This is a genomic window from Solirhodobacter olei (assembly GCF_004010155.1).
Classification (GTDB): Bacteria; Pseudomonadota; Alphaproteobacteria; order Rhodobacterales; family Rhodobacteraceae; genus Solirhodobacter; species Solirhodobacter olei.
Genome location: NZ_RRYH01000044.1, coordinates 13,730 through 32,136, shown reverse-complemented (window position 1 = coordinate 32,136; position 18,407 = coordinate 13,730). Strand labels below are relative to the sequence as shown.

General features: G+C 63.8%; 20 protein-coding genes and 1 pseudogene. 13 read left to right on the top strand and 8 right to left on the bottom strand.

What is annotated here, in order from left to right; genetic code table 11:
• Positions 1–100 precede the first annotated feature (100 nt).
• Positions 101–496 (top strand): site-specific integrase, encoded by a 396-nt coding sequence (locus EIP85_RS23535; RefSeq protein WP_422067226.1) that lies wholly within the window; start codon positions 101–103, stop codon positions 494–496.
• 62 nt (positions 497–558) lie between these two features.
• Here EIP85_RS23535 and EIP85_RS21010 read toward each other — a convergent pair whose 3' ends face one another.
• The 5 genes and pseudogenes from EIP85_RS21010 to EIP85_RS20990 form a co-directional block, all read right to left on the bottom strand.
• Positions 559–888 (bottom strand): type II toxin-antitoxin system RelE/ParE family toxin, encoded by a 330-nt coding sequence (locus tag EIP85_RS21010; RefSeq protein ID WP_206615617.1) that lies wholly within the window; start codon positions 886–888, stop codon positions 559–561.
• Positions 863–1,159: a ribbon-helix-helix domain-containing protein gene (locus EIP85_RS21005; protein ID WP_206615616.1), complete on the bottom strand. Its 297-nt coding sequence runs from the start codon at positions 1,157–1,159 to the stop codon at positions 863–865. Before EIP85_RS21005 ends, EIP85_RS21010 begins: the two co-directional genes overlap by 26 nt.
• 247 nt (positions 1,160–1,406) lie before the next feature.
• Positions 1,407–2,111, bottom strand: a complete 705-nt coding sequence (locus EIP85_RS21000; protein WP_241560128.1) for an RES family NAD+ phosphorylase — start codon at positions 2,109–2,111, stop codon at positions 1,407–1,409.
• Positions 2,112–2,132: 21 nt separating this feature from the next.
• Positions 2,133–2,540 (bottom strand): MbcA/ParS/Xre antitoxin family protein, encoded by a 408-nt coding sequence (locus tag EIP85_RS20995; RefSeq protein WP_241560127.1) that lies wholly within the window; start codon positions 2,538–2,540, stop codon positions 2,133–2,135.
• 214 nt (positions 2,541–2,754) lie between these two features.
• Positions 2,755–3,739 (bottom strand): annotated as a pseudogene (locus EIP85_RS20990) (IS5 family transposase); the annotation flags it as partial.
• A gap of 85 nt (positions 3,740–3,824) precedes the next feature.
• Between EIP85_RS20990 and EIP85_RS23335 the strand changes: the two are divergent.
• Positions 3,825–4,322, top strand: coding sequence for a nucleotidyl transferase AbiEii/AbiGii toxin family protein (locus EIP85_RS23335; RefSeq protein ID WP_241560126.1), 498 nt, complete (start codon positions 3,825–3,827; stop codon positions 4,320–4,322).
• A gap of 77 nt (positions 4,323–4,399) precedes the next feature.
• On the opposite strand, the gene EIP85_RS20980 is transcribed toward EIP85_RS23335, so the two are convergent.
• Positions 4,400–5,227 (bottom strand): shikimate dehydrogenase family protein, encoded by an 828-nt coding sequence (locus tag EIP85_RS20980; RefSeq protein ID WP_127904174.1) that lies wholly within the window; start codon positions 5,225–5,227, stop codon positions 4,400–4,402.
• 680 nt (positions 5,228–5,907) lie between these two features.
• Here EIP85_RS20980 and EIP85_RS20975 point away from each other — a divergent pair.
• The 11 genes from EIP85_RS20975 (at position 5,908) to EIP85_RS20925 (ending at position 15,824) form a co-directional block, all read left to right on the top strand.
• A complete protein-coding gene (locus EIP85_RS20975) occupies positions 5,908–6,249 on the top strand; it encodes a hypothetical protein (RefSeq protein WP_127904173.1) in 342 nt (113 codons plus the stop codon).
• 10 nt (positions 6,250–6,259) lie between these two features.
• Complete coding sequence (locus EIP85_RS20970; protein WP_127904172.1) at positions 6,260–7,108, top strand: shikimate dehydrogenase; 849 nt, start codon at positions 6,260–6,262, stop codon at positions 7,106–7,108.
• Positions 7,109–7,263: 155 nt separating this feature from the next.
• Positions 7,264–8,409, top strand: a complete 1,146-nt coding sequence (locus EIP85_RS20965; protein WP_127904171.1) for an ABC transporter substrate-binding protein — start codon at positions 7,264–7,266, stop codon at positions 8,407–8,409.
• A gap of 57 nt (positions 8,410–8,466) precedes the next feature.
• Entirely contained in the window at positions 8,467–9,345 is an 879-nt protein-coding gene (locus EIP85_RS20960) for a branched-chain amino acid ABC transporter permease (RefSeq protein WP_127904170.1), read from the top strand.
• On the top strand, positions 9,345–10,322 hold the full coding sequence (locus tag EIP85_RS20955) for a branched-chain amino acid ABC transporter permease (RefSeq protein ID WP_127904169.1): 978 nt from the start codon (positions 9,345–9,347) through the stop codon (positions 10,320–10,322). The genes EIP85_RS20960 and EIP85_RS20955 overlap by 1 nt, the downstream gene beginning before the upstream one ends.
• Complete coding sequence (locus tag EIP85_RS20950) at positions 10,319–11,065, top strand: ABC transporter ATP-binding protein (RefSeq protein ID WP_127904168.1); 747 nt, start codon at positions 10,319–10,321, stop codon at positions 11,063–11,065. Before EIP85_RS20955 ends, EIP85_RS20950 begins: the two co-directional genes overlap by 4 nt.
• Positions 11,066–11,067: 2 nt before the next feature.
• Positions 11,068–11,793, top strand: a complete 726-nt coding sequence (locus EIP85_RS20945) for an ABC transporter ATP-binding protein (RefSeq protein WP_127904167.1) — start codon at positions 11,068–11,070, stop codon at positions 11,791–11,793.
• Positions 11,794–11,875: 82 nt separating this feature from the next.
• Positions 11,876–12,454 carry a DsbA family protein gene (locus EIP85_RS20940; RefSeq protein WP_127904166.1) on the top strand — a complete coding sequence of 193 codons (579 nt, stop codon included), beginning with the start codon at positions 11,876–11,878 and terminating at the stop codon, positions 12,452–12,454.
• A 230-nt stretch (positions 12,455–12,684) separates the two neighbouring features.
• Positions 12,685–13,674, top strand: coding sequence for a Bug family tripartite tricarboxylate transporter substrate binding protein (locus EIP85_RS20935; RefSeq protein ID WP_127904165.1), 990 nt, complete (start codon positions 12,685–12,687; stop codon positions 13,672–13,674).
• 136 nt (positions 13,675–13,810) lie between these two features.
• Positions 13,811–15,307, top strand: a complete 1,497-nt coding sequence (locus tag EIP85_RS20930) for a tripartite tricarboxylate transporter permease (RefSeq protein WP_127904164.1) — start codon at positions 13,811–13,813, stop codon at positions 15,305–15,307.
• 22 nt (positions 15,308–15,329) lie between these two features.
• Positions 15,330–15,824, top strand: coding sequence for a hypothetical protein (locus EIP85_RS20925; RefSeq protein ID WP_127904163.1), 495 nt, complete (start codon positions 15,330–15,332; stop codon positions 15,822–15,824).
• A 55-nt stretch (positions 15,825–15,879) separates the two neighbouring features.
• Here EIP85_RS20925 and EIP85_RS20920 read toward each other — a convergent pair whose 3' ends face one another.
• Both EIP85_RS20920 and EIP85_RS20915 read right to left on the bottom strand, forming a co-directional pair.
• Positions 15,880–16,704: an amidohydrolase family protein gene (locus EIP85_RS20920; RefSeq protein WP_127904162.1), complete on the bottom strand. Its 825-nt coding sequence runs from the start codon at positions 16,702–16,704 to the stop codon at positions 15,880–15,882.
• A 206-nt stretch (positions 16,705–16,910) separates the two neighbouring features.
• A complete protein-coding gene (locus EIP85_RS20915) occupies positions 16,911–18,158 on the bottom strand; it encodes an alpha/beta fold hydrolase (protein ID WP_127904161.1) in 1,248 nt (415 codons plus the stop codon).
• Positions 18,159–18,407: the final 249 nt, after the last annotated feature.

The window sequence follows — 18,407 nt, the reverse complement described above, 5'->3', positions numbered from 1 at the left end:
GACGCCAAGGCCAGCCTGAACGCGCTTCTGCCGAAGATCGAATAGCCCTCATTGGTCACCGTCGCTGCATCTTGCATCTCCCCATGCGGTCGACGGCTGGGTGGATGGGTGCGGGTTGCTATCGTCTTGCGTGCAGTGCAACCCGCACACCCGCCGGGCCTACGGCCGCGCGGTGAGCGAATTTCTCTCCTGGTGTGAGTTGCACGGCATCGCGTCAATCTCAGCCGTGCAGCCGATTCATGTTGCTACCTGGATCGAGCAGCTGACGGCCAAACTGTCGGTCCCAACCGTGAAGCAGCGCCTGGCCGCAATCCGGCATCTGTTCGAGTGGCTGCGCTGTCGCAAATTTTCAAACGACGAGAGATCAGCTTCCTGCTGGACAACGCTATGCTGCGAGCTCCGCACACATTATGAAAGGCCTGGTTTCGTTGACAGCAAATTGCCCCTTGCGGACCATGTTGACGACTTCGATACCGGAGAGGGTGGCTGCCGCTGAAGCGAAGGCCGTGAACCCAAAGAATAGGTATGGCCGCCCTGCAAGAGCGACCGCATCCGATATCACTCAGCCTCACCGCGCCGATACAGCGCCTCATAGTCACGTCCGCCGTAGAACACGTTGGTGATCTCTACCTTCTCAGTGAAGCGATAGGCGACGACAGCGGTACGCTCAAAGGGGACCGTGCGCAGGCCCGGCATGAGGTCGTCGCGCGGGCGTCCACCGGCCGGAGCATCTCCGATCTTTCGGCAACGCTGCATGATCCGATCGATGAAGTGCCGCGCTACTTCATGGCTCTGGCTGCTTTCAGCGATGTAGCGGTAGATGTCTTGCAGGTCGGCGATCGCGGCCAGACGAAAAACAACCTCAGCGCGCCGCATCAACAGCGGCATTACGCTCGTTCTCAGCGAAGCGGGTCATTTCTGCCTCCGCCTCGTCAGCTGTTAGGCTCGGCCGTGGGTCCTCCAGCGAGCGCCGAACGCGCGCTCGCAAGGCTTCCAGCCGCTCAGCATCTTCCAGGCGTTGGCGCCGCCACACTCGAAGGGCATCGCGCATAGCCTCGCTGGTCGTAGCGAACTCGCCAGAGTTCACACTGTCCCGCAGCGCCTGCATCATGTCAGGTGTCACGGTAATGCTGACCTTCTGTGCAATTTGCATCGTCATAGTCCTTCCTTGCATCTTATAAAGTAGGATAAAATCCGACCTGACACAAGTTACAGACAAGGGAGATGGATAACCGCTTGATCGCACGGCCTGTATTTTGGCTGCGTGATTGACCCCACCAATTTGACTTCAACCTTGACGCTGGGAGATGAATTTTTCTATTGGTCACAATGACATGCCATTTTTCTGGGCCTGATTCCGATTGGTACCAATGTACCGGGCGGACAAGCAGACTCAGGTTGACGCCTCATTCACTTGGATCGCCTCCGCGTTCGGTGAACTCGAAGATCGCCCGGTCGCCCGTGGTCCGTCGCACAAAGTCGATGGCGTGGCCATTCCAATGGTAGCGATAATGATCCGCCTGCGTGGCGACCGAGACCACATTCGGCCAGAATGCGGCGATGCAAGTGCCCTCGGGGTGGCGGACGCTTGGATAGACAATGCCGTCTGCACCCTCAGAGCGCAGTTCAGCGGCGAAGCCCTGCGCAGGCGCATAGCGGGCCGGGTCAGGCTCAAGATAGGAGGCAGCGCTTCCGTTCTCTCTCAGATCGACCATATTGGCATCAATGGACCCCACCAATTCGCGGACTTCAGAAACCCACCCCGCCGGCTCGGCCGTGGCCGCGTAGAACCGAGCCACGTGGAAACTGTGCTCCCTCAGTGCAGTCTCCAGGCTGTCTCCGGCGTAGTAGACCCCGTACGAACCGTCTGAGAAGCGCGAGGGGCGATCCGGCGAGAAGTGCACGAAGGCGGCCATTACCCAAGACGCGCCTTCACCTGAAAGACGCCGCTCGATCGGAATGGTGTCAAGCGCCCCATAGGTCTCGGCCAGGCGCGGATTGGTACGCTGCACGGCAGCGGCGATCAGTTTCCAGTCATGCGGATCGGCAATGTCGTCGATAGATCGATCGGTGGATAATGCGACATGACGAGGCGGAAGGTCCGCGGCCATGTCACATGGGAGATAGGGAAATCACCAGCCGCCACGGGCGGCATCCAAATAGCGTCGCACCCGAACGATATCCATCAGTCCACCGTGTTTCATAACGTCGAGGGCCGACTGCCCGCCGAACGCAGAATTCGGCTTTCTAACCCAGTCATACCCCCTTTGCGGATCGGAAAAGATGATCCGCAGGTCCTTGTGCACCCCAAGGAGATTGGACAGCCGATCCGCGAGATCGCGGCCGACGCGGCCGTACTCGCCCTTCCGCCAGCGCCCGATCGATTTGGTCGAAATGTCGCCGAGCAGAACCGCCGCTTCGTCATCCCTCACCCGCCAGCGGTCGAACAGCGCCAGCGTCACGCGCTGCATTGCGGCCAGCTCCGCAGGAGAAAAGCCGTCGGCTGTGGGGCCGTCTGATGTGGTGATGGGCTGCAACATGCTCATGGCCTCCTGTCCTCAATTTAATATATTTGGGACAGTTGTTCATGCGAATTGTTGGGCTGCTCCCGTGATTGGGAGCAGGCTCGATGGTCCTTGGCCACTGAGTCCAGACGGCTCTGTCAGGTTGACGGGGTGGGGCCTTTTGCCTACCGGGGGCTGTGTTGCGCAGATCAGCTGACGGCCGAGCTTCCCCTTTCCCCGGACAGACTTGTCCTACGGCTTTCGTGACGGGTATGCCGAGGGCGGTGTAGCCGTTCAGGACGGCAATGCGGACCTGGAGTTCGGCGATCTGGCGGTCGAAGTCCCGCGCCATCAATCGCTGCCCCAGAAGCTTCAGGCAATGCATCCGATCGTCGGGAAAACAGTCCACTGGACTGTTTTCTGATCCTCCTCACATCTCGACGCGGCTCCGACGATGATAGCCACTCCATCGTCGCCACAACGCGTGGCCGAGGTATTTGCAAGCCCGCAGCGCTTCGTTGCGCGCCATGGCGCCGGCAGTGATCGTCTTCCATGGCTTCGCGTTCCTGCGCGGCGGGATGACGGCATGGGGGCCACGATCGGCGATCGCATCATGGCACCGTCGGGTGTCGTAGGCACCGTCGGCGGTGACGCTGCCGATCGCCTGGTCCGCAGGGATCTGGTCGAGCAGATCTGGCAGCACCGGCGCATCACCGATGTGGCTTCCGGTGATCTCGACGGTCCGAACTTCCAGCGTCTGTTCGTCGATCCCGAGGTGGATCTTGCGCCAAACCCGCCGTTTTGGACCGCCATGTTTGCGGGCATGCCACTCGCCTTCGCCCTCGCCCTCGACCTTGATCCCTGTGCTGTCGATCAGCAAGTGCAACGGGCCCTTGGAGCCACGGTAGGGGATGTTCACCGCCAAGGTCTTCTGCCGGCGCGCGCGATAGCGTGCTGAAGTCGGGCACAGCCCAGTCCAAACCGACCAGGCGCAGCAGGCTTTCGACGAAGCCGGTCGTCTGGCGAAGCGCCATGCCGAATAGAACCTTCATGGACAGGCAGGTCTGGATCGCAGCATCGCTGTAGGTCTGTTGTCGGCCACGCTTTCCGTTCGGTACAGCATCCCAGTTTATCTCGGGGTCGAACCAGATCGTCAGCGAGCCACGGCGCTTGAGCGCTTCATTTTAGGCTGGCCAGTTCGTGGTCTTGTCGGTCGCGGGGGGCGGTCTGCTCATGCCGCCCAGCTACCACGCTGGATTCACAAGATGAATCCCTCACGGGATTTGTGCAACACAGCCCCCTGCAGTTCGTCGCGAGGCGTTGGCCGTTGCCGCCAGCGCCTCCGGCCGCCCCGAGCATTTACTGGAAAAGGACGTCTGGGTGGTTTGGGCGCTCGACGTGCTTTTCGGCACTTCGATCGGCAAGCATCTCGTGTTCAAGGGCGGGACCTCTCTTTCCAAAGCATATGGCGCGATCCGGAGGTTCTCCGAGGACGTCGACCTGACTTACGACATCCGCGCACTGGCGCCGGACCTCGTCGGAGATTTAGATGCGGACGAAACGACCGCGATTCAGGCGAGGCAGGACATATCGAGGATTGGCTTTCGTCCTCCTAGTCTGACAGCCTTGGCAAGCGCCTTCGGCCAGTCTCGCGCACGGAAGACCTCGGGATCTCGCGGTGAAACGTCGGCCAGCATCGGCAAAATGCCGGCAAAACTGGCTCTGATGCGACCGCCCCCGACGGCGCAACAGCGGACGACAGCCGCTTCTTCTGAAAATCGGAGCGGGAGCGTCTGCGCGCAGCGGCCGCACGATTGACCGATATAGTGAGAGCATCGGTCCCGTATCACCGGTCTGTTCTGCCACCGCATCGCGGGGCGTCGATCAATCGGCAGTCAAGGCTCGCCTGTCGTGAAGCCAGCGCCCTTTCCACCCTCCAGCAGGAGACGGACCAGAAGACTAGATTGGGCGTCGAACATGTCGCCGCCCGTGAATGTTGCGCAGCCGGCCTGACGGGCGTTCGCGATCAAGGGGGTAAGCCGCGGCTCTGTCACAGCATCACCAACGTATTGGCCTTCAGACAGCTGAGCCACGTCCACGGGAAGTGGATCGGCCTCATGCATTCCGGCGGGAGATGCATTCGCCACCAGATTAAAGCTGCTCGGGTCTCGGCCGCCTACGCCAACCTTGCCTGGAAACCGGGCGGACAGGCGAGCGATCACGGTATCGCGCCGGTCCGTGTCAAGATCGTGCAGCGCGAGATGGGCCGCTCCGCGAGCCAAGATTTCATAGGCGATTGCCGATCCTGCGCCCCCTGCGCCAACCAGAAGCGCGCGCTTGCCCGGGGCGGCAAAGCCGGCGGCCGCGGCGGCGTCCATAAAGCCGGAGCCGTCGGTATGATCGCCCCACCAGGAGCCGTCGGGGCGCCTGCACAGGATGTTGGCGGCCCCGATGCCTTTGGCCCGGACCGTCGCGGCATCGGCCCAGCGGAGTGCTGCCACCTTGTGCGGGACGGTTATCACGAGCCCTCCGAGATTGCGCATGTGTCGGGCCGAACCCATGAACGCGTCGAAATCCGAGGCGGCGACATGGGCCGGAATGACCAGCGCATTTTCACCGCGCTCTGCCATGAGGCGGCTGAGGTGCGTTGGCGACTTCACCTGCTCGATCGGGTCGCCGACAATGAAAAATATCTTTGTTTTTCCGCTCAGTGTCAGTTCCATGGATGACCTTTTTGGTGCGCCGACGCAGGAAAGAACCCGCTTCGCTTCGGGCAGAGTGGCAGACGGACCCCGGGTCGTCCATGCGCCTTTGCCCGATCCCGTGAGCCGCGCTCGCGCCCGGATCGGGGCTGAGGGGCGGGGGCGGAGGGATGGCCTGAGGGGCGCGGAGGCGGCGGGCCTGCTGCTTCCTGATCAGGCGGCGGATGCGTGGACTGAAGGCAGAGAAAGTGGAATGATCCGACTACCGATTTGCCACCGCTTTCGCGCCGTATTTGCACTGGAAATCGGGGCGGTGGTCGGCGGGATTGCGCAACTCCTGCACCCGGGTGGGCAGAGCGGCGCGGGGTGGCATGATGGCGAGCGCATGGCACCCGCGCGGGCCCTGCGGACCCCGTCGTCTGTTCCGGCAGGCTTTGCCCTGCCGGCATGCCATTGACCGAAGGGCGTTCCTTTCCGGGCGAGTCCTTCCCGCTGCCTGGTCGGGCGCACTAATGGGTGCGATGGCCGCTGCGGACCGGGGCCAGCGCCAAAAGCCTGTCGCGGTCGAACGCACCCTGGGCGCGGCCTCGACGTCCTTCTGATTGCGCTATAGCCAAAACTAATGGTTTCCCGCGCGAATGAATTGGCTCGTTTGCCCCGCCGGAGGCACGATCCGCTACGCACTTGAGGGGGAGATGGAAATGGCTGAGACGTCGGACGAGAGGATTCTCCTTTCCGTCATCTTCCGTCACGATCAGTCCCGGCCGGTCGGCAGACTGCAGGAGCAGCTGGCCGAACAGGGATTCTTCGAGCGCTTCCCGCCCAAGGGCTGCGAGGTCGTGAGCTGGTACGTGATGATGGGGCTGGGCCAAGTGGCCACGCTCAGCGTCCCGGCCGGCAGCCTGCGTGAGGTGAACCGCGCGATCGAAGGCACGGCCTGGGGCGCGTTTCGCACCGAAATCTACGCGAGCTACGATTTTCGCCCGGTCGCCCGCGACCAGCGTGGCGGCAACCTGAGCCTTGCCAAACCAATTGAAATCTGAGGAAGTCGTCATGTCCCGTTCCCCGCGCGCCTTTGTCATGGGCCATCCGATCAAGCATTCGCGCTCTCCCATGCTGCATGGTTACTGGCTCGACCATTACGGGATCGAGGGCAGCTACGAGATGCTCGACATCGCGCCGGAGGCCCTTGCCGGTTTCTTTGCCAGCTATCGCGAGACCGGCTGGATCGGCGGCAACGTCACCGTCCCGCACAAGTCGGCAGTGATGCCGTTTCTCGACCGGATCGATCCGGCGGCCGAGGCGATGGGGGCGGTCAACACCGTCTACTGGGACGGCGATGTTCTGGCCGGGGACAACACCGATGCTTTGGGATTCATGCATAACCTCGACGACCGGGCGCCGGGCTGGCAGACGGGAGCGAGCCGTGCGGTGGTGCTTGGTGCCGGGGGCGCGGCGCGGGCGGCCGCTTATGGGCTGATGAGCCGAGGGCTCGACGTCGCCATCGTCAACCGCACGGAAGCCAAGGCCCAGGCGCTGGCGCAGCATCTTGGCCGGGGCGTCAGCTCGCATTCCCTGGACGCGCTATCCTCGCTGCTTGGCGAGGCCGATCTTCTGGTCAACGCCACGAGCCTGGGGATGGTTCACCAGCCGCCGCTGCAGATCGACCTGAGCCCGCTGAAGGCGGGGGCGACCGTCTGCGACGTCGTCTATGTGCCGCTGGAGACCGATCTTCTGCGCTCGGCGAAGGCGCGCGGCCACCGGACGGTCGACGGGCTGGGGATGCTGCTGCATCAGGCGGTGGTCGGTTTTTCGCGCTGGTTTGGGGTGACGCCGGAGGTGACGGGGGAGCTTCGCACCCTGCTGGAGGAGGATATCCGGGCGAAGTCGCCGGGAGCCTGAGGGCGGGGCCGGCACTGACGCCGGCGCCGACGGGATCGACCTGCGGTGCCGGCGTCTTGCCGGTCCGGGGGCAAGAAAAGTCCTTCGCGCCCGCCCAGCCGGGCCGCGTGGGATTTCACAAGCCGGCCAAGGCCGGAAAATAGGGAGGAGACCAGATGAAACGACAGCAGTTCCTTGCCGCGGCGGCGCTCTTTGCGACGGCAACGCTCGGCTTTTCCGGTGCCGCTTCGGCGCAGGAGGTCGTCAAGATCCCCTGCGTCTGCGAGCTTTCGGGGGCCGGGGCCGTTTCGGGCACGAACTACCGTGACGGCGCGCGCATGGCGGTGGACGAGATCAACGCGGCCGGCGGCATCCTCGGGCGCAAGATCGTGATGACCGACATGGACACCCAGACCGATCCGCAGACCTCGCGGGCGCTGGTGCAGAAAGCGATCGATTCCGGCGCCTATGCGATCATGGGCACGGTCTATTCCGGATCGACCATCGTCAACATGATGGTGGCCCAGCGGGCGGGCATCGTGCAGATGACCGGCTCGGAGGCGCCGAACATCACCGAGCGCGGCAACCCCTACATCTTCCGCACTTCCTCTGGCGCGCAAAAGGGCGTGCCGGCGCTGACGGCCTATTTCAAGGACCAGCTGAAGGTGAAGAAGATCGCGGTCGAATGGGTCAACAACGACTTCGGCAAAGGCGGGCATGATGTCTTCCGCAAGGAGATGAAGCGGGTCGGCATCGACGTCGTCGCCGACGTGCCGAGCGAGCAGGGGCAGGCCGACTTCTCGGCCGACGTCTCGAAGATCAAGAATTCGGGGGCCCAGGCTGTCTTCGTCTACCTAAACGAGGAGGAGGACGCGCGGTTCCTGAAAGAGGCCAAGAAGCAGGGGCTGAAGGTGCCGCTGGTCGGTGAAGTGACCCTGACGGGCCAGAAGGTGATCGACCTCGCCGGCGGCGCTGCGGAAGGCGCGTTCGCCCATGTGGGCCTTGCCACCTCGGCGCCGATCCCGTCGATCGAGAAGTTCGTGGCGAAGTTCAAGAAGCGCTACGGCCGCGATACCGACCATAACGGCATCAAGGGCTACATCGGCATCTACGCGATCAAATACGCCACCGAGATGATCGGCAAGTTCGACAGCAAGGCGCTGGCCAAGAAGCTGCATGGCCTTACGCTGGACGCCTCGAAATATCCCGGGATGCTGCTGACCACCTCCTGGGACCAGCATGGCGAGCTTTCGCGCGAGAGCTTCATGACCGAAGTCAAGAACGGCAAGCAGGTCGTCATCGGCACTGTGCCGGCGAACTGAGCGCACCGACTGACCGGCGGCGCCCCGGACGGGCGCCGCCCTTCCAAGGACCCAGCGATGTCTCAATTTCTTCAAGTCTTCCTGTCGGGGCTGTCGACGGGGTCGATCTACGCGCTTGCCGCGATCGGCTTCACGCTTCTGTGGCAGGCGGCGCAGACGGTGAACTTTGCCCAGGGCGAGTTCGTGATGCTGCCGGCCTTTTTCGTGCTGATCGGCATCCACTGGCTGCACCTGCCGCTGTGGCTGTCGCTTATCTTCGGGCTGATCGTGGCGGTGATCGTCCTCGGGCTTCTGTTCAAGAAGGTCGTGGTGGAGCCGATGCTGCCCAACGGCGGGCTGCCGCTGATCATCGCGACGATGGCGCTGTCGATCCTGCTGAAGGAAGGGACAAAGCAGTTCTACGGGGCCGAGGCGCAGCCGTTCCCGAACATCTTTCCGCAGACCACGATGACGCTCGACGGGGCGGTGATCTCGGTTCAGGACATCATGAACCTCGTCGTCTCTCTTGGCGTGGTGGTGGGGCTGACGCTGTTTCTCAACCGCACCCGCACCGGGCGCTGCATGCAGGCGACGGCACAGAACCCGGAAGTGGCGGAGATCCTGGGCGTGAACGTGAAGCGGATGGTGCTTTATACGTTTCTCGTCAACGCGGCGCTGGCGGCGCTGGCCTCCTTCCTGATCTCGCCGATCTATCTTGCCAAGTTCTCCAACGGCGAGACGCTGGGCCTTGTTGCCTTCATTGCGGCGATCGTTGGGGGGTTCAACCAGATCCGGGGGGCGCTGGTGGGCGGGCTGCTGATCGGGGTGCTGGACAACCTGACGGCCACATATGTCACCACCGAATACCGCGCGGCGCTGCCGCTGGTGATGCTGATCGTCATAATCCTGTGGCGGCCGCAGGGGCTTCTGGGGACCTCCGAGGGGAGGCAGGTGTGATGAAGCGCCGGCTGACACCGATCCTTCTTGTTGTCGGGCTTGCCCTGCTGATCGTGGCGCCGCTCGGGCAGACGGACTACATAAAGTATATTCTCTCCTCCTGGCTGATCTTCGCCATCGCGGCGATGGGGCTGAACCTGACGCTGGGCTATGCCGGGCAGATTTCGCTGGCGCAGGCCTCGTTCATCGGGATCGGCGCCTATACGACGGCTCTTCTGACGCTGGCCGGCGTGCCCTGGATCCCCTCGATGCTGGCGGCGATGGCGGTGAGCTTCCTGGTCGGCCTGGCGCTTGGCTTTCCGGCGCTGCGCGTGCAGGGCCATTTCCTGGCCTTCGTGACGCTGGCGTTCAACACGCTTTTCTACCTCGTCGCGCGCAACGAGGACTGGCTGACCGGCGGGCCTTACGGGCTTTCGGGCATGCCGCGGCCGGATTTCTGGCTGTTCGACACCAATCAGAACCTGCCGTTCTATTACTTCACGCTGGCGGTCTTCGTGGTCGCCGCGGCGCTGATGTGGGGCATCGTGCGCTCGCCCTGGGGGCGGGCGTTCAAAGGGCTGAGGGAAAACCCGATCCGGGCCGAGAGCCTCGGGGTCGATACCCGGCGGATCACGCTTCTGGCCTTCGCCATCGGCTCTGCCTACGGCGGGCTGGCGGGCGCCCTGATCTCGCCGCTGGTGCAGTTCATCAACCCGGATTCCTTCGCGCTCGTCCAGTCGATCCGGATCCTCCTGATGGTGGTCGTCGGCGGTGCGGGCTTCTTCTTCGGCCCGCTCTTCGGCGCGGCCATGGTCATCCTTCTGCCGGAGTTCCTGCGCTTCACCGAGGGCTACTACCTGATGATCTACGCCTCGGCGGTAATCGTGCTGATGGTGTTCTGCCCGAGTGGGCTGATCGGCGCCGGCCAGGCGCTTCGCGAGCGGTTCCGGCCCGGGCACAGGGTACGCGGTGACATGAAACAGGGGAGCCAGCTGTGAACCAGCCCATCCTTTCCGTCCGCGAAATCACCAAGAGCTTCGGTGCGATCCGTGCCGTGGACGGGGTAAGTTTCGACGTCTATCCGGGGGAGATCCTGGGGCTTATCGGGCCGAATGGTTCGGGCAAGTCGACGCTGTTCAACTGCATCCTCGGCCAGCTTCAGCCAAACAGCGGCGAGGTGGAGATCAATGGCCGCCCGGTCTCGGGCCGCAGGCCCTGCGACCTGAACAAGCTGGGCCTGGGGCGGACGTTCCAGCAGCTGTCGGTGTTTCCGCAGATGTCCGTGATCGACAACATCATCCTCGCCGGCCAGGAACATCGCGGATCCCTGTTCGGGCGGCTGTTCGGGGCGCCCGACGCGGGGCTGACCGCGGATGCGGAGCGGCTGATCGAGTTCTTCCGGCTGAGTCATCTGAAGGACGAGATGGCCGGATCGCTTTCCTACGGGCAACAGAAGCTTGTCGATGCGGCAATGGCCTTCATGGCCGGGCCCGGTCTTGTGCTGCTCGACGAGCCGGCAGGCGGCGTCAATCTGACCATGCTCGCAGGGCTGAAGGAGCGGCTCGTCTCCTACAACCGCGAGCACGGCACGACCTTCGTCGTCATCGAGCACAACATGGAATTCGTCATGTCGCTCTGTTCCCGCATCATTGTCCTGGCGGAGGGCCGGATCATCGCCGAGGGCCCGCCCGACGAGGTGCGCGCGAACCCGACCGTCATCGACGCCTATCTGGGGGGCTGAGGATGCTGGAACTAAAGGACGTCTACGGCGGCTACGGAAAGATCACCATCCTGAACGGGGTGAGCTTCACCATTCCGAAGGCCTCGATCACCACGGTGATCGGGCCGAACGGGGCCGGCAAGTCGACCGTGTTCAAGGCGGTATTCGGCCTTCTGAACATCCATTCCGGCCAGGTGCTGCTGGATGGGCAGGACGTGACCCGCGCGAGCCCGGCGCAGATGATCGCGCATGGGGTGACCTATGTGCCGCAGGGGCGCAACGTGATCCCGCAGCTTTCCGTTCGGCACAATCTGGAGCTGGGCGGCGTCACCTCGTCCGACCAGGCCCGGGTGCGGCAGCGGATCGACGAGGTGATGGACCAGTTCCCTGCGCTGCGGCAGCGTCAGAACCAGAAGGCGATCGAATTGTCGGGCGGGCAGCAGAAGCAGCTTGAGATCGCCCGGTCGCTGATCCTGGACCCGAAGCTGATCCTGATAGACGAGCCGTCCATCGGGCTGTCACCCAATCTCGTGCAGGAGGTCTTCGCGACCCTGCAGAGGCTGCGTGACAACGGGGTGACGGTGCTGATGGTGGAACAGAACGCCAAGGCGGCGCTGGCAATGTCCGACTACGGGCTGGTGCTGGAACTTGGCCAGACGCGGATGCACGAACGGGCGGCGACCCTCTTGGCCGATCCGCGTGTCGGACATCTCTTCCTCGGGGGAGCGATCGAGGCGCCGGCAGGCTGACCCGGCAGCCTCTTTGGCCCCCTTCGGCCTTGGCCGCGCGCCGGGTGGCGGCGGCCTGTGACATAATGAGCGGGAGAGCCCCATGACAAGCACGCCCAAGATGACGTTCGCCCCGCTCGCCTGGGGCCGCGGCCCACTGGTCTTCGAGGCCTTTCTGGAGCCGACCTGCCCCTTTTCGGCCCGCGCCTTTCCGAAGCTCTTCGATCTGGTCGACCGGATCGGCGGCGGCCGGATCGTGATGAAGATCCGGCTGCAGTCGCAGCCCTGGCACCTGTTCTCGGGGATCGTCACGCGGGCCATCCTGGCCGCCTCGTCCACGCCGGACGGGAGCGCGGCAGCCCGGCAGGTCATGGCGACGGTCTTCGCCAACCGGGAGGCCTATGAATTTGCCGATCACTGTTCCGGTCCGAACATGGATGTGACGCCTGCCCAGCTTCTCGCCCGACTGGAGGGGCAGAGCGGCATCGCGATTGCCGAGGCCTTCGCGTCGCCTGATGTCACCCGCGAGATGAAGGCGCACGCGAAATACGCGCGCCAGAACGGCATTCACGCCACGCCGACCTTCATGGTCGATGGCCTGGTCCGCCCCGAGATCGGGAGCGGGGACAGCATCGAGAAGTGGGTGGCGGATCTCGGCCAGGATGCGGCGCTGCCCGCCTGAGCGGCGGGGAGGGGCGCAGGATATGGGCGCCGCGCCCCGGCCAATCCACCTTCTTATGGGGGCGGCCGCAGAAGTAATGCGTAAGAGGCCAAGCAACCTGCAAGGGTTCCCGCACCGAAACGGTGCCAGCGACGCGGTTCGAGGAGCCCGCCCGCTGAAAATTGCATGATCCCCGCACGATCGGGCGATGGTCATGGCGACGCGCCGAACCGAAGCAGGGAGGAAGTCACATGAAACCGAACGCATTTTCGGCGCTGGCCATCTGCGGGGCGCTGGCGCTCGCGGCCGGGGCCGCACAGGGCGCGACCGTCCAGAAGCCGAAGGGATATCCCGACCGGCCGATCAACTTCGTGGTGCCCTATCCGCCCGGTGGCGGGGTCGATCTGACGGCCCGGACGCTGGCTGCGCAGATGGAGCGGGTGACGGGCGACCAGTTCCGCGTCGAGAACCGGCCCGGCGGCGGCGCCATCATCGGAAACACCTATGTTGCCAAGCAGGCCAAGCCCGACGGATATACGGTCGGTGTCCTGGCCAACCCGACGATGGCGATCGGCGTCGTCCACAAGCACGCGCCATTCAAAGCCTCCGATCTCGTGCCGATCGCGGGCATCACCTTCGCCCCGGCGCTGTGGCTGTCCAATACCAGCTCGAAGATCGCCGGAATGGATTTCAAGCAGGTCCTCGCCTATGCGAAGGCGCACCCCGGGGATGTGAAGGTCGGTGTCATCCCGAACGGCGCCTTTGACATCGCAACCCGGATCATCGAGGCGGAGACCGGCGCGAAGTTCACCATCGTACCCTTCCAGGGCGGCAAGCCGGCGGCGGTGGCCCTACTCGGGGGCAATATCGACATTGCGGCCAACTATTATGACGAGATCGCCCAGTACATCAAAGCGGGCAAGATGAAGCCGCTGGCGGTGGCGGACAACACCCCGCTCGAGCAGCTTCCGAACACGCCGACAATGAAGGATCTCGGGATCAAGATGGCCTCCGGGACCTGGGGCGCGGACCGGCTTGTCGCGGTCAGCGCGAAGGTGCCGGCCGATATCCGCAATTACCTCGCCTCGCTGATTCAGAAGACGCTGGCCGAGCCCGAGACCAAAGCCGCGTTCAAGAAGGTCGGCATCGACCTGTTCCCGCTCACGGCGGCGCAGGAGGACCAGCGGTACCGGGCGGCCTATGCCGAGGTGAAGGGTTACTTCGCCAAGGCCGGGAACTGAACCTGAGATCGCCGGCGCCTGAACCGGGCGCCGGCGTGACGCGTCAGAGTTACGACCCGCGCGGGGCACCCCCGCCGGGCGCCGCTGGCCGGTCTGCCCCAGGCCGGCGAGATATCGGGGAGAGGATCGAATACAAATGCTTCACGGGCTGCTGAATGCCGTCTCTCCCGCAAGCCTGTTTGTCGAGATCATCGGGGTTCTCGTCGGCATCGTTTTCGGCGCCATCCCCGGGCTGACGGCGACCCTGGGCATTGCGCTTTTCGTGCCGGTCACGTTCCTGATGAGCCCGGAACACGGGATGATCATGCTGGGTGGCATCTATGCGGGCGGCATCTTCGGCGGCAGCATCTCGGCCATTCTGATCAATGTGCCGGGCACGCCGGCCTCGATCGTGACCGGCTGGGAGGGTCATGCACTGGCCAAGGAGGGCCGGGCGCCCTTCGCACTGGGCCTTGCGGCGCTGAGTTCCGGCATCGGTGGGATCATCTCTGCCATCGCGGTGCTGTTTCTCACCCCGGCTCTCTCGTCGCTGGCGCTGCGCTTCGGCTCCCCCGAATATTGCGCCCTGCTGATCTTCAGCTTCACCGTCGTCGTGGTGATGCTGGAGACGCCGCTGCTCGGGAACCTGCTCAGCAGCTGCATCGGGCTTCTGATCGTGACCATCGGGCTTGACCCGGTCAGCGGCACGGCGCGCTTCACCTTCGGCATCATCAACCTGATGTCCGGCTTCAACCTCGTCGCCGTTCTGATCGGCTTCTTCTGCATGACCCAGGCGGTGATGCTGGCGCGCGACAGCCTTGCCGAGGAGAAGGAGGATCTCGTCCAATTCAGCGGGGGAAGCCCGCACCGCGAACTGCTCGAGACCGTGTCCGGCCGGGCGATGACCTATCTTCGATCTTCCATCGTGGGCGTTTTCCTTGGGATCCTGCCGGCGCTCGGGCCGGTGGAAACACCGTTCATTGCCCATGCGATCGAGCGGAGGTTCAACCGCAGGGGAGAGAAATTCGGCAAGGGATCCGTCTCCGGCCTGATCGCGTCCGAAGCGTCGATCAGCGCCAACGTCGGCGGCTCGCTGATCCCGCTGATCTCGCTCGGCATCCCGGGCAGCGGTGCTGCGGCGGTTTTCATCGGATCGCTGACCTTGCACGGGCTACAGCCCGGGCCGATGCTTTTTGCCAACCAACCGGTGCTGATCTACACGTTCTTCTGGGGCTTTCTGGCGGTTAACATCTTCATGCTGCTGTTTGGTCTGTTTGGCGCGCGCTACTGCGCGGTGGTGCTGAAGATCCCCAAGAGCGTGCTCGCGACCTTTGTCGCGATATTCTCGATCCTCGGCTCTTACGCCATCAACAACAGCCTGTTCGATGTTGGCGTGATGTTTGGCGCGACGGCCTTCGCGCTCTGGTTCCAGGCGTTGCGGCTGTCGATCCTGCCGGTGGTGATGGCGGTGATTCTGGGGCCGCTGTTCGAGCAGCAGATCGTCGTGCTGACGACGACCTACAGGTCGGCAGCGGCGGTGCTGGAGCGTCCGATCGCCGACGGCTTCCTGCTGGTGTCGGTTGTGATGGTGCTGGTCCGGGCCATCAGGACCGCCCGGAGACGTACGATTGCAACGAAACAGGTGGCCGAATGACAACCGCGAGCCGGAGAGACCCATGCGTGCCTTTCGACTGATCTCCTTCCTGCTCTTCGCGATTTTCGCGGCCATTCTGGGCGTTCAGTCCCTGCAACTGACCGGCGTGACACGGCTTTATCCGACGGTCCTGATCGTCGCCGTTATCCTCGGCACGCTCGGCGCGGCGCTGCGTGAACTGCTGTCCGCCGAGCCTGCGGTGTTGCTCCACCCGGAGATTGCCCGGCTTCTGCGACTGCCGGGGCGCTCGCTGGCCCGGCTTCTGGCCTTCATGGCGCTCTGGCTGGCTTATCCCTCGCTTCTGGTCGGGGCGGGCTTCATCGTGGCGACGACCGTGACGCTTTCGGCATCACTCCTGCTGCTGCGCCTCCGCCGGATCGGGCTGGTGATCGCCGGCTCCGCAGTGTTCGCCGTCTGCCTCGCGGTACTCTTCGCGACGCTCTTCTACATCCCGACGCCGTCCGGCTTTCTGGATGACGCGATGACCCGGCTGATCTACGTCCTGTCGCGGACCTGACCGGGGGACCCGGGCGCACGCAACGGCAGACGACCCGACGCCGGCATGCCTGCCGTTAGAACCCGAGGAGGGACCGTGGCGTATGCCAGAACACGCGGCCACGCGCCTCGGTTTCCGGGAAGAAGCTCTCTGCCAGTCTCAGCAAAGGGCCGACGTCCTGCCGGTCGGGCGCGCGCAGGTAGGGCCAGTCCGATGACCAGACGAGGCGGCCGGGCGTGAAGGTCTGTTTCAGCGCCTCTACATAGGGCCAGCAATCCTCGAATGGAAAGCGCTGGCGGGAAAATTTCGAGTAGCCAGAGACCTTTACCCAGACGCGTTCGGTCTGGGCGAGATCGAGAAGCGTGGTGAAGCCGGGCTGAGCGAGGCCAGCGTCGAGGGAGGGCCGACCACAATGGTCGATCAGCACCCGGACCGGGATCGATCTGATCCAGGGTGCGAACATGCCGATCTGGTCGCCCTCGACCTGCAGGTTCAGAACCATGTCCAATTCCGCAAGCCGTTCGAGCAGCGGCCCGGCATTGGCGTAGAAATCCGTGCCGAGCAGGGACGGGTTGAAGGCGACGCCGATCACGCCCTGCGCCCTCAGCGATGCGAGCATGTCGTGACCGGCATCGAGTGATACGATGGCCGCCCCGCGGAACCTCGACCGGTCGGCGGAGACCTCGCTCAGCAAATAGGAATTGTCGCTGCCATAGCCGGAGTTTGGCTGTACCAGAAGGGTATGCCTGATGCCGTAGCAGTCCATCATGTGGCGCATCTGGCCGACTGTGCCAATCTCCTGGCCGGAGGGGTGGTAGGCAATTGCCGGGTCATAGGGAAACCGGCCGGGATCGAGGATGTGAGCGTGGCAATCGATCTTTGGCTCGTCGAAAACGCTCATGCTTTCCAACCTATGGGTTCCCCGGAAAAACCGCCCGGTGCCATCGCCGGGGGCCTTCCGCTGTCGGTTATCTTCTGGCGGTCCTTTTCGGGTCAAGACTGATGGACGGCAATTCCGGCGCTTGGGATCGTTGCCGACAACTCCCCCGCGCTTCCAACCTGGGTATTTCCTATGCAGCCAGGCCGATCAAGCGGCCCACCGATGTCCTACTTAGGGATCACGAAAGAAAGTGCGCGCATCAGGTAGGGCCTGAACGTGGCCGGATCCTCGCACATTGGGAAATGTCCGAGGTTCTCCATCCTCAGATGGAATGCGCCAGGCATGAGCTCGGCAAGCCTTGCGCCATCTGACGGGGTTGCGGAGTAATCGTAGGCGCCGGAGAGCAGGGCAACGGGCAACGACCGCGCATCAATTTGCCGCGCCGTGGCATCCCCGTCGAATTCCTCACTGTAGAACGCGAGGTCTCCCGGATAGATTCCCGGCGCACCCTGCGAATAGATCCAGGCCGCGGCACGGCGGCGTGCTTCCGGTGCTGTCGGACTCATCAGTCCGCGCACGAAGGCGCCGTTGTGCAGCCCGCCATGCACTGCGACATGCATCTGCCATGGCGAGATCCGGCCACTTGCCCGATACGGGGGTTCCAGGGCAATAGCCCCGAGCAACATCTCGGGCGCATCGACCGCGAGGCGAAGCGTGATCGCCGCCCCCATGGAGCCGCCCATCACCACCGCGGGGGCACCGGCCAGGCCGCTCAGCAACGCCTTGCACCATGCAAGGCATGTTCTTCCATCCAATTTATAGGGGCCGCCGTCCCAGCCGTACGGCGGCATGGACCTGCCGTGGAAGGGCAGATCGGGCGCGATCATCCGAAATCGAGATGCAAGCTCCGGGTCAGCCAACTGTGCGCGAAACTGCCGCGAATCGGCGCCGGCCGTGTGCAGCATCACGAGCGGAGTGCCTTCCCCGGCCGACTCGAAATAGATCTCCATGTCGCCATCGGGCCCGACGATCCGTTTGACTTTGCCGGTGATCTGTCCCGGCTCCTGAGGCAAGAAGGGTGCAGAAGGGCGCGCGTCCGACGGCCGCAGGGCGATCTCCACGATTCGCTCCAGCGCGGCGCGAGCCTGAGCGCGCAGGGCTGCGTCTCCCTCCAGTTCAAATTCGGGGTTTGCCAATTCCCAGGCGGTGAAAGCGTGATGCGCCGGTGGTGGTGGGTTTTCGAGGCAGCGCTCCCAGGCAGCGGGTGTGGCTCGAACCGTTAGCTGCGGGGACGGGGCGTAACAGCGGGTCGGGGAGAGATTCAGGCTTCCCTCCGATATCGCGAAAGTAAGCGCGGTGTCTCCAATGACGAAAGCGCAGGTGATCTCGAGCCCCGGGGACAGACGCCGCAGTTCCGCGTCCCCAATGCAGCGACGTAGTCGCTGGCCCCATTCTTCTGTCACTGCATCGTTCATTTCGAAGCGTCCTCTTCCGCACGCGGCAATCTTCAGCCCCTCCCGTCGGTTTATCACCGGAAGCAGATGTTCTCAGTCAGAGCCATGTCGCTCAAAATCCATTTATTTTCAAATGATTGGTTGACCAGTCGGCCCCGTCTTCAGCTTCACATCCTCCTTTTCGTCGGTGACACCCTGCCCCGCATGAAGCGGCCGGAATCTGATGCCGCAGCGGTCAGTGCAGTCATTGCATTATTGACAGTGCGAAAT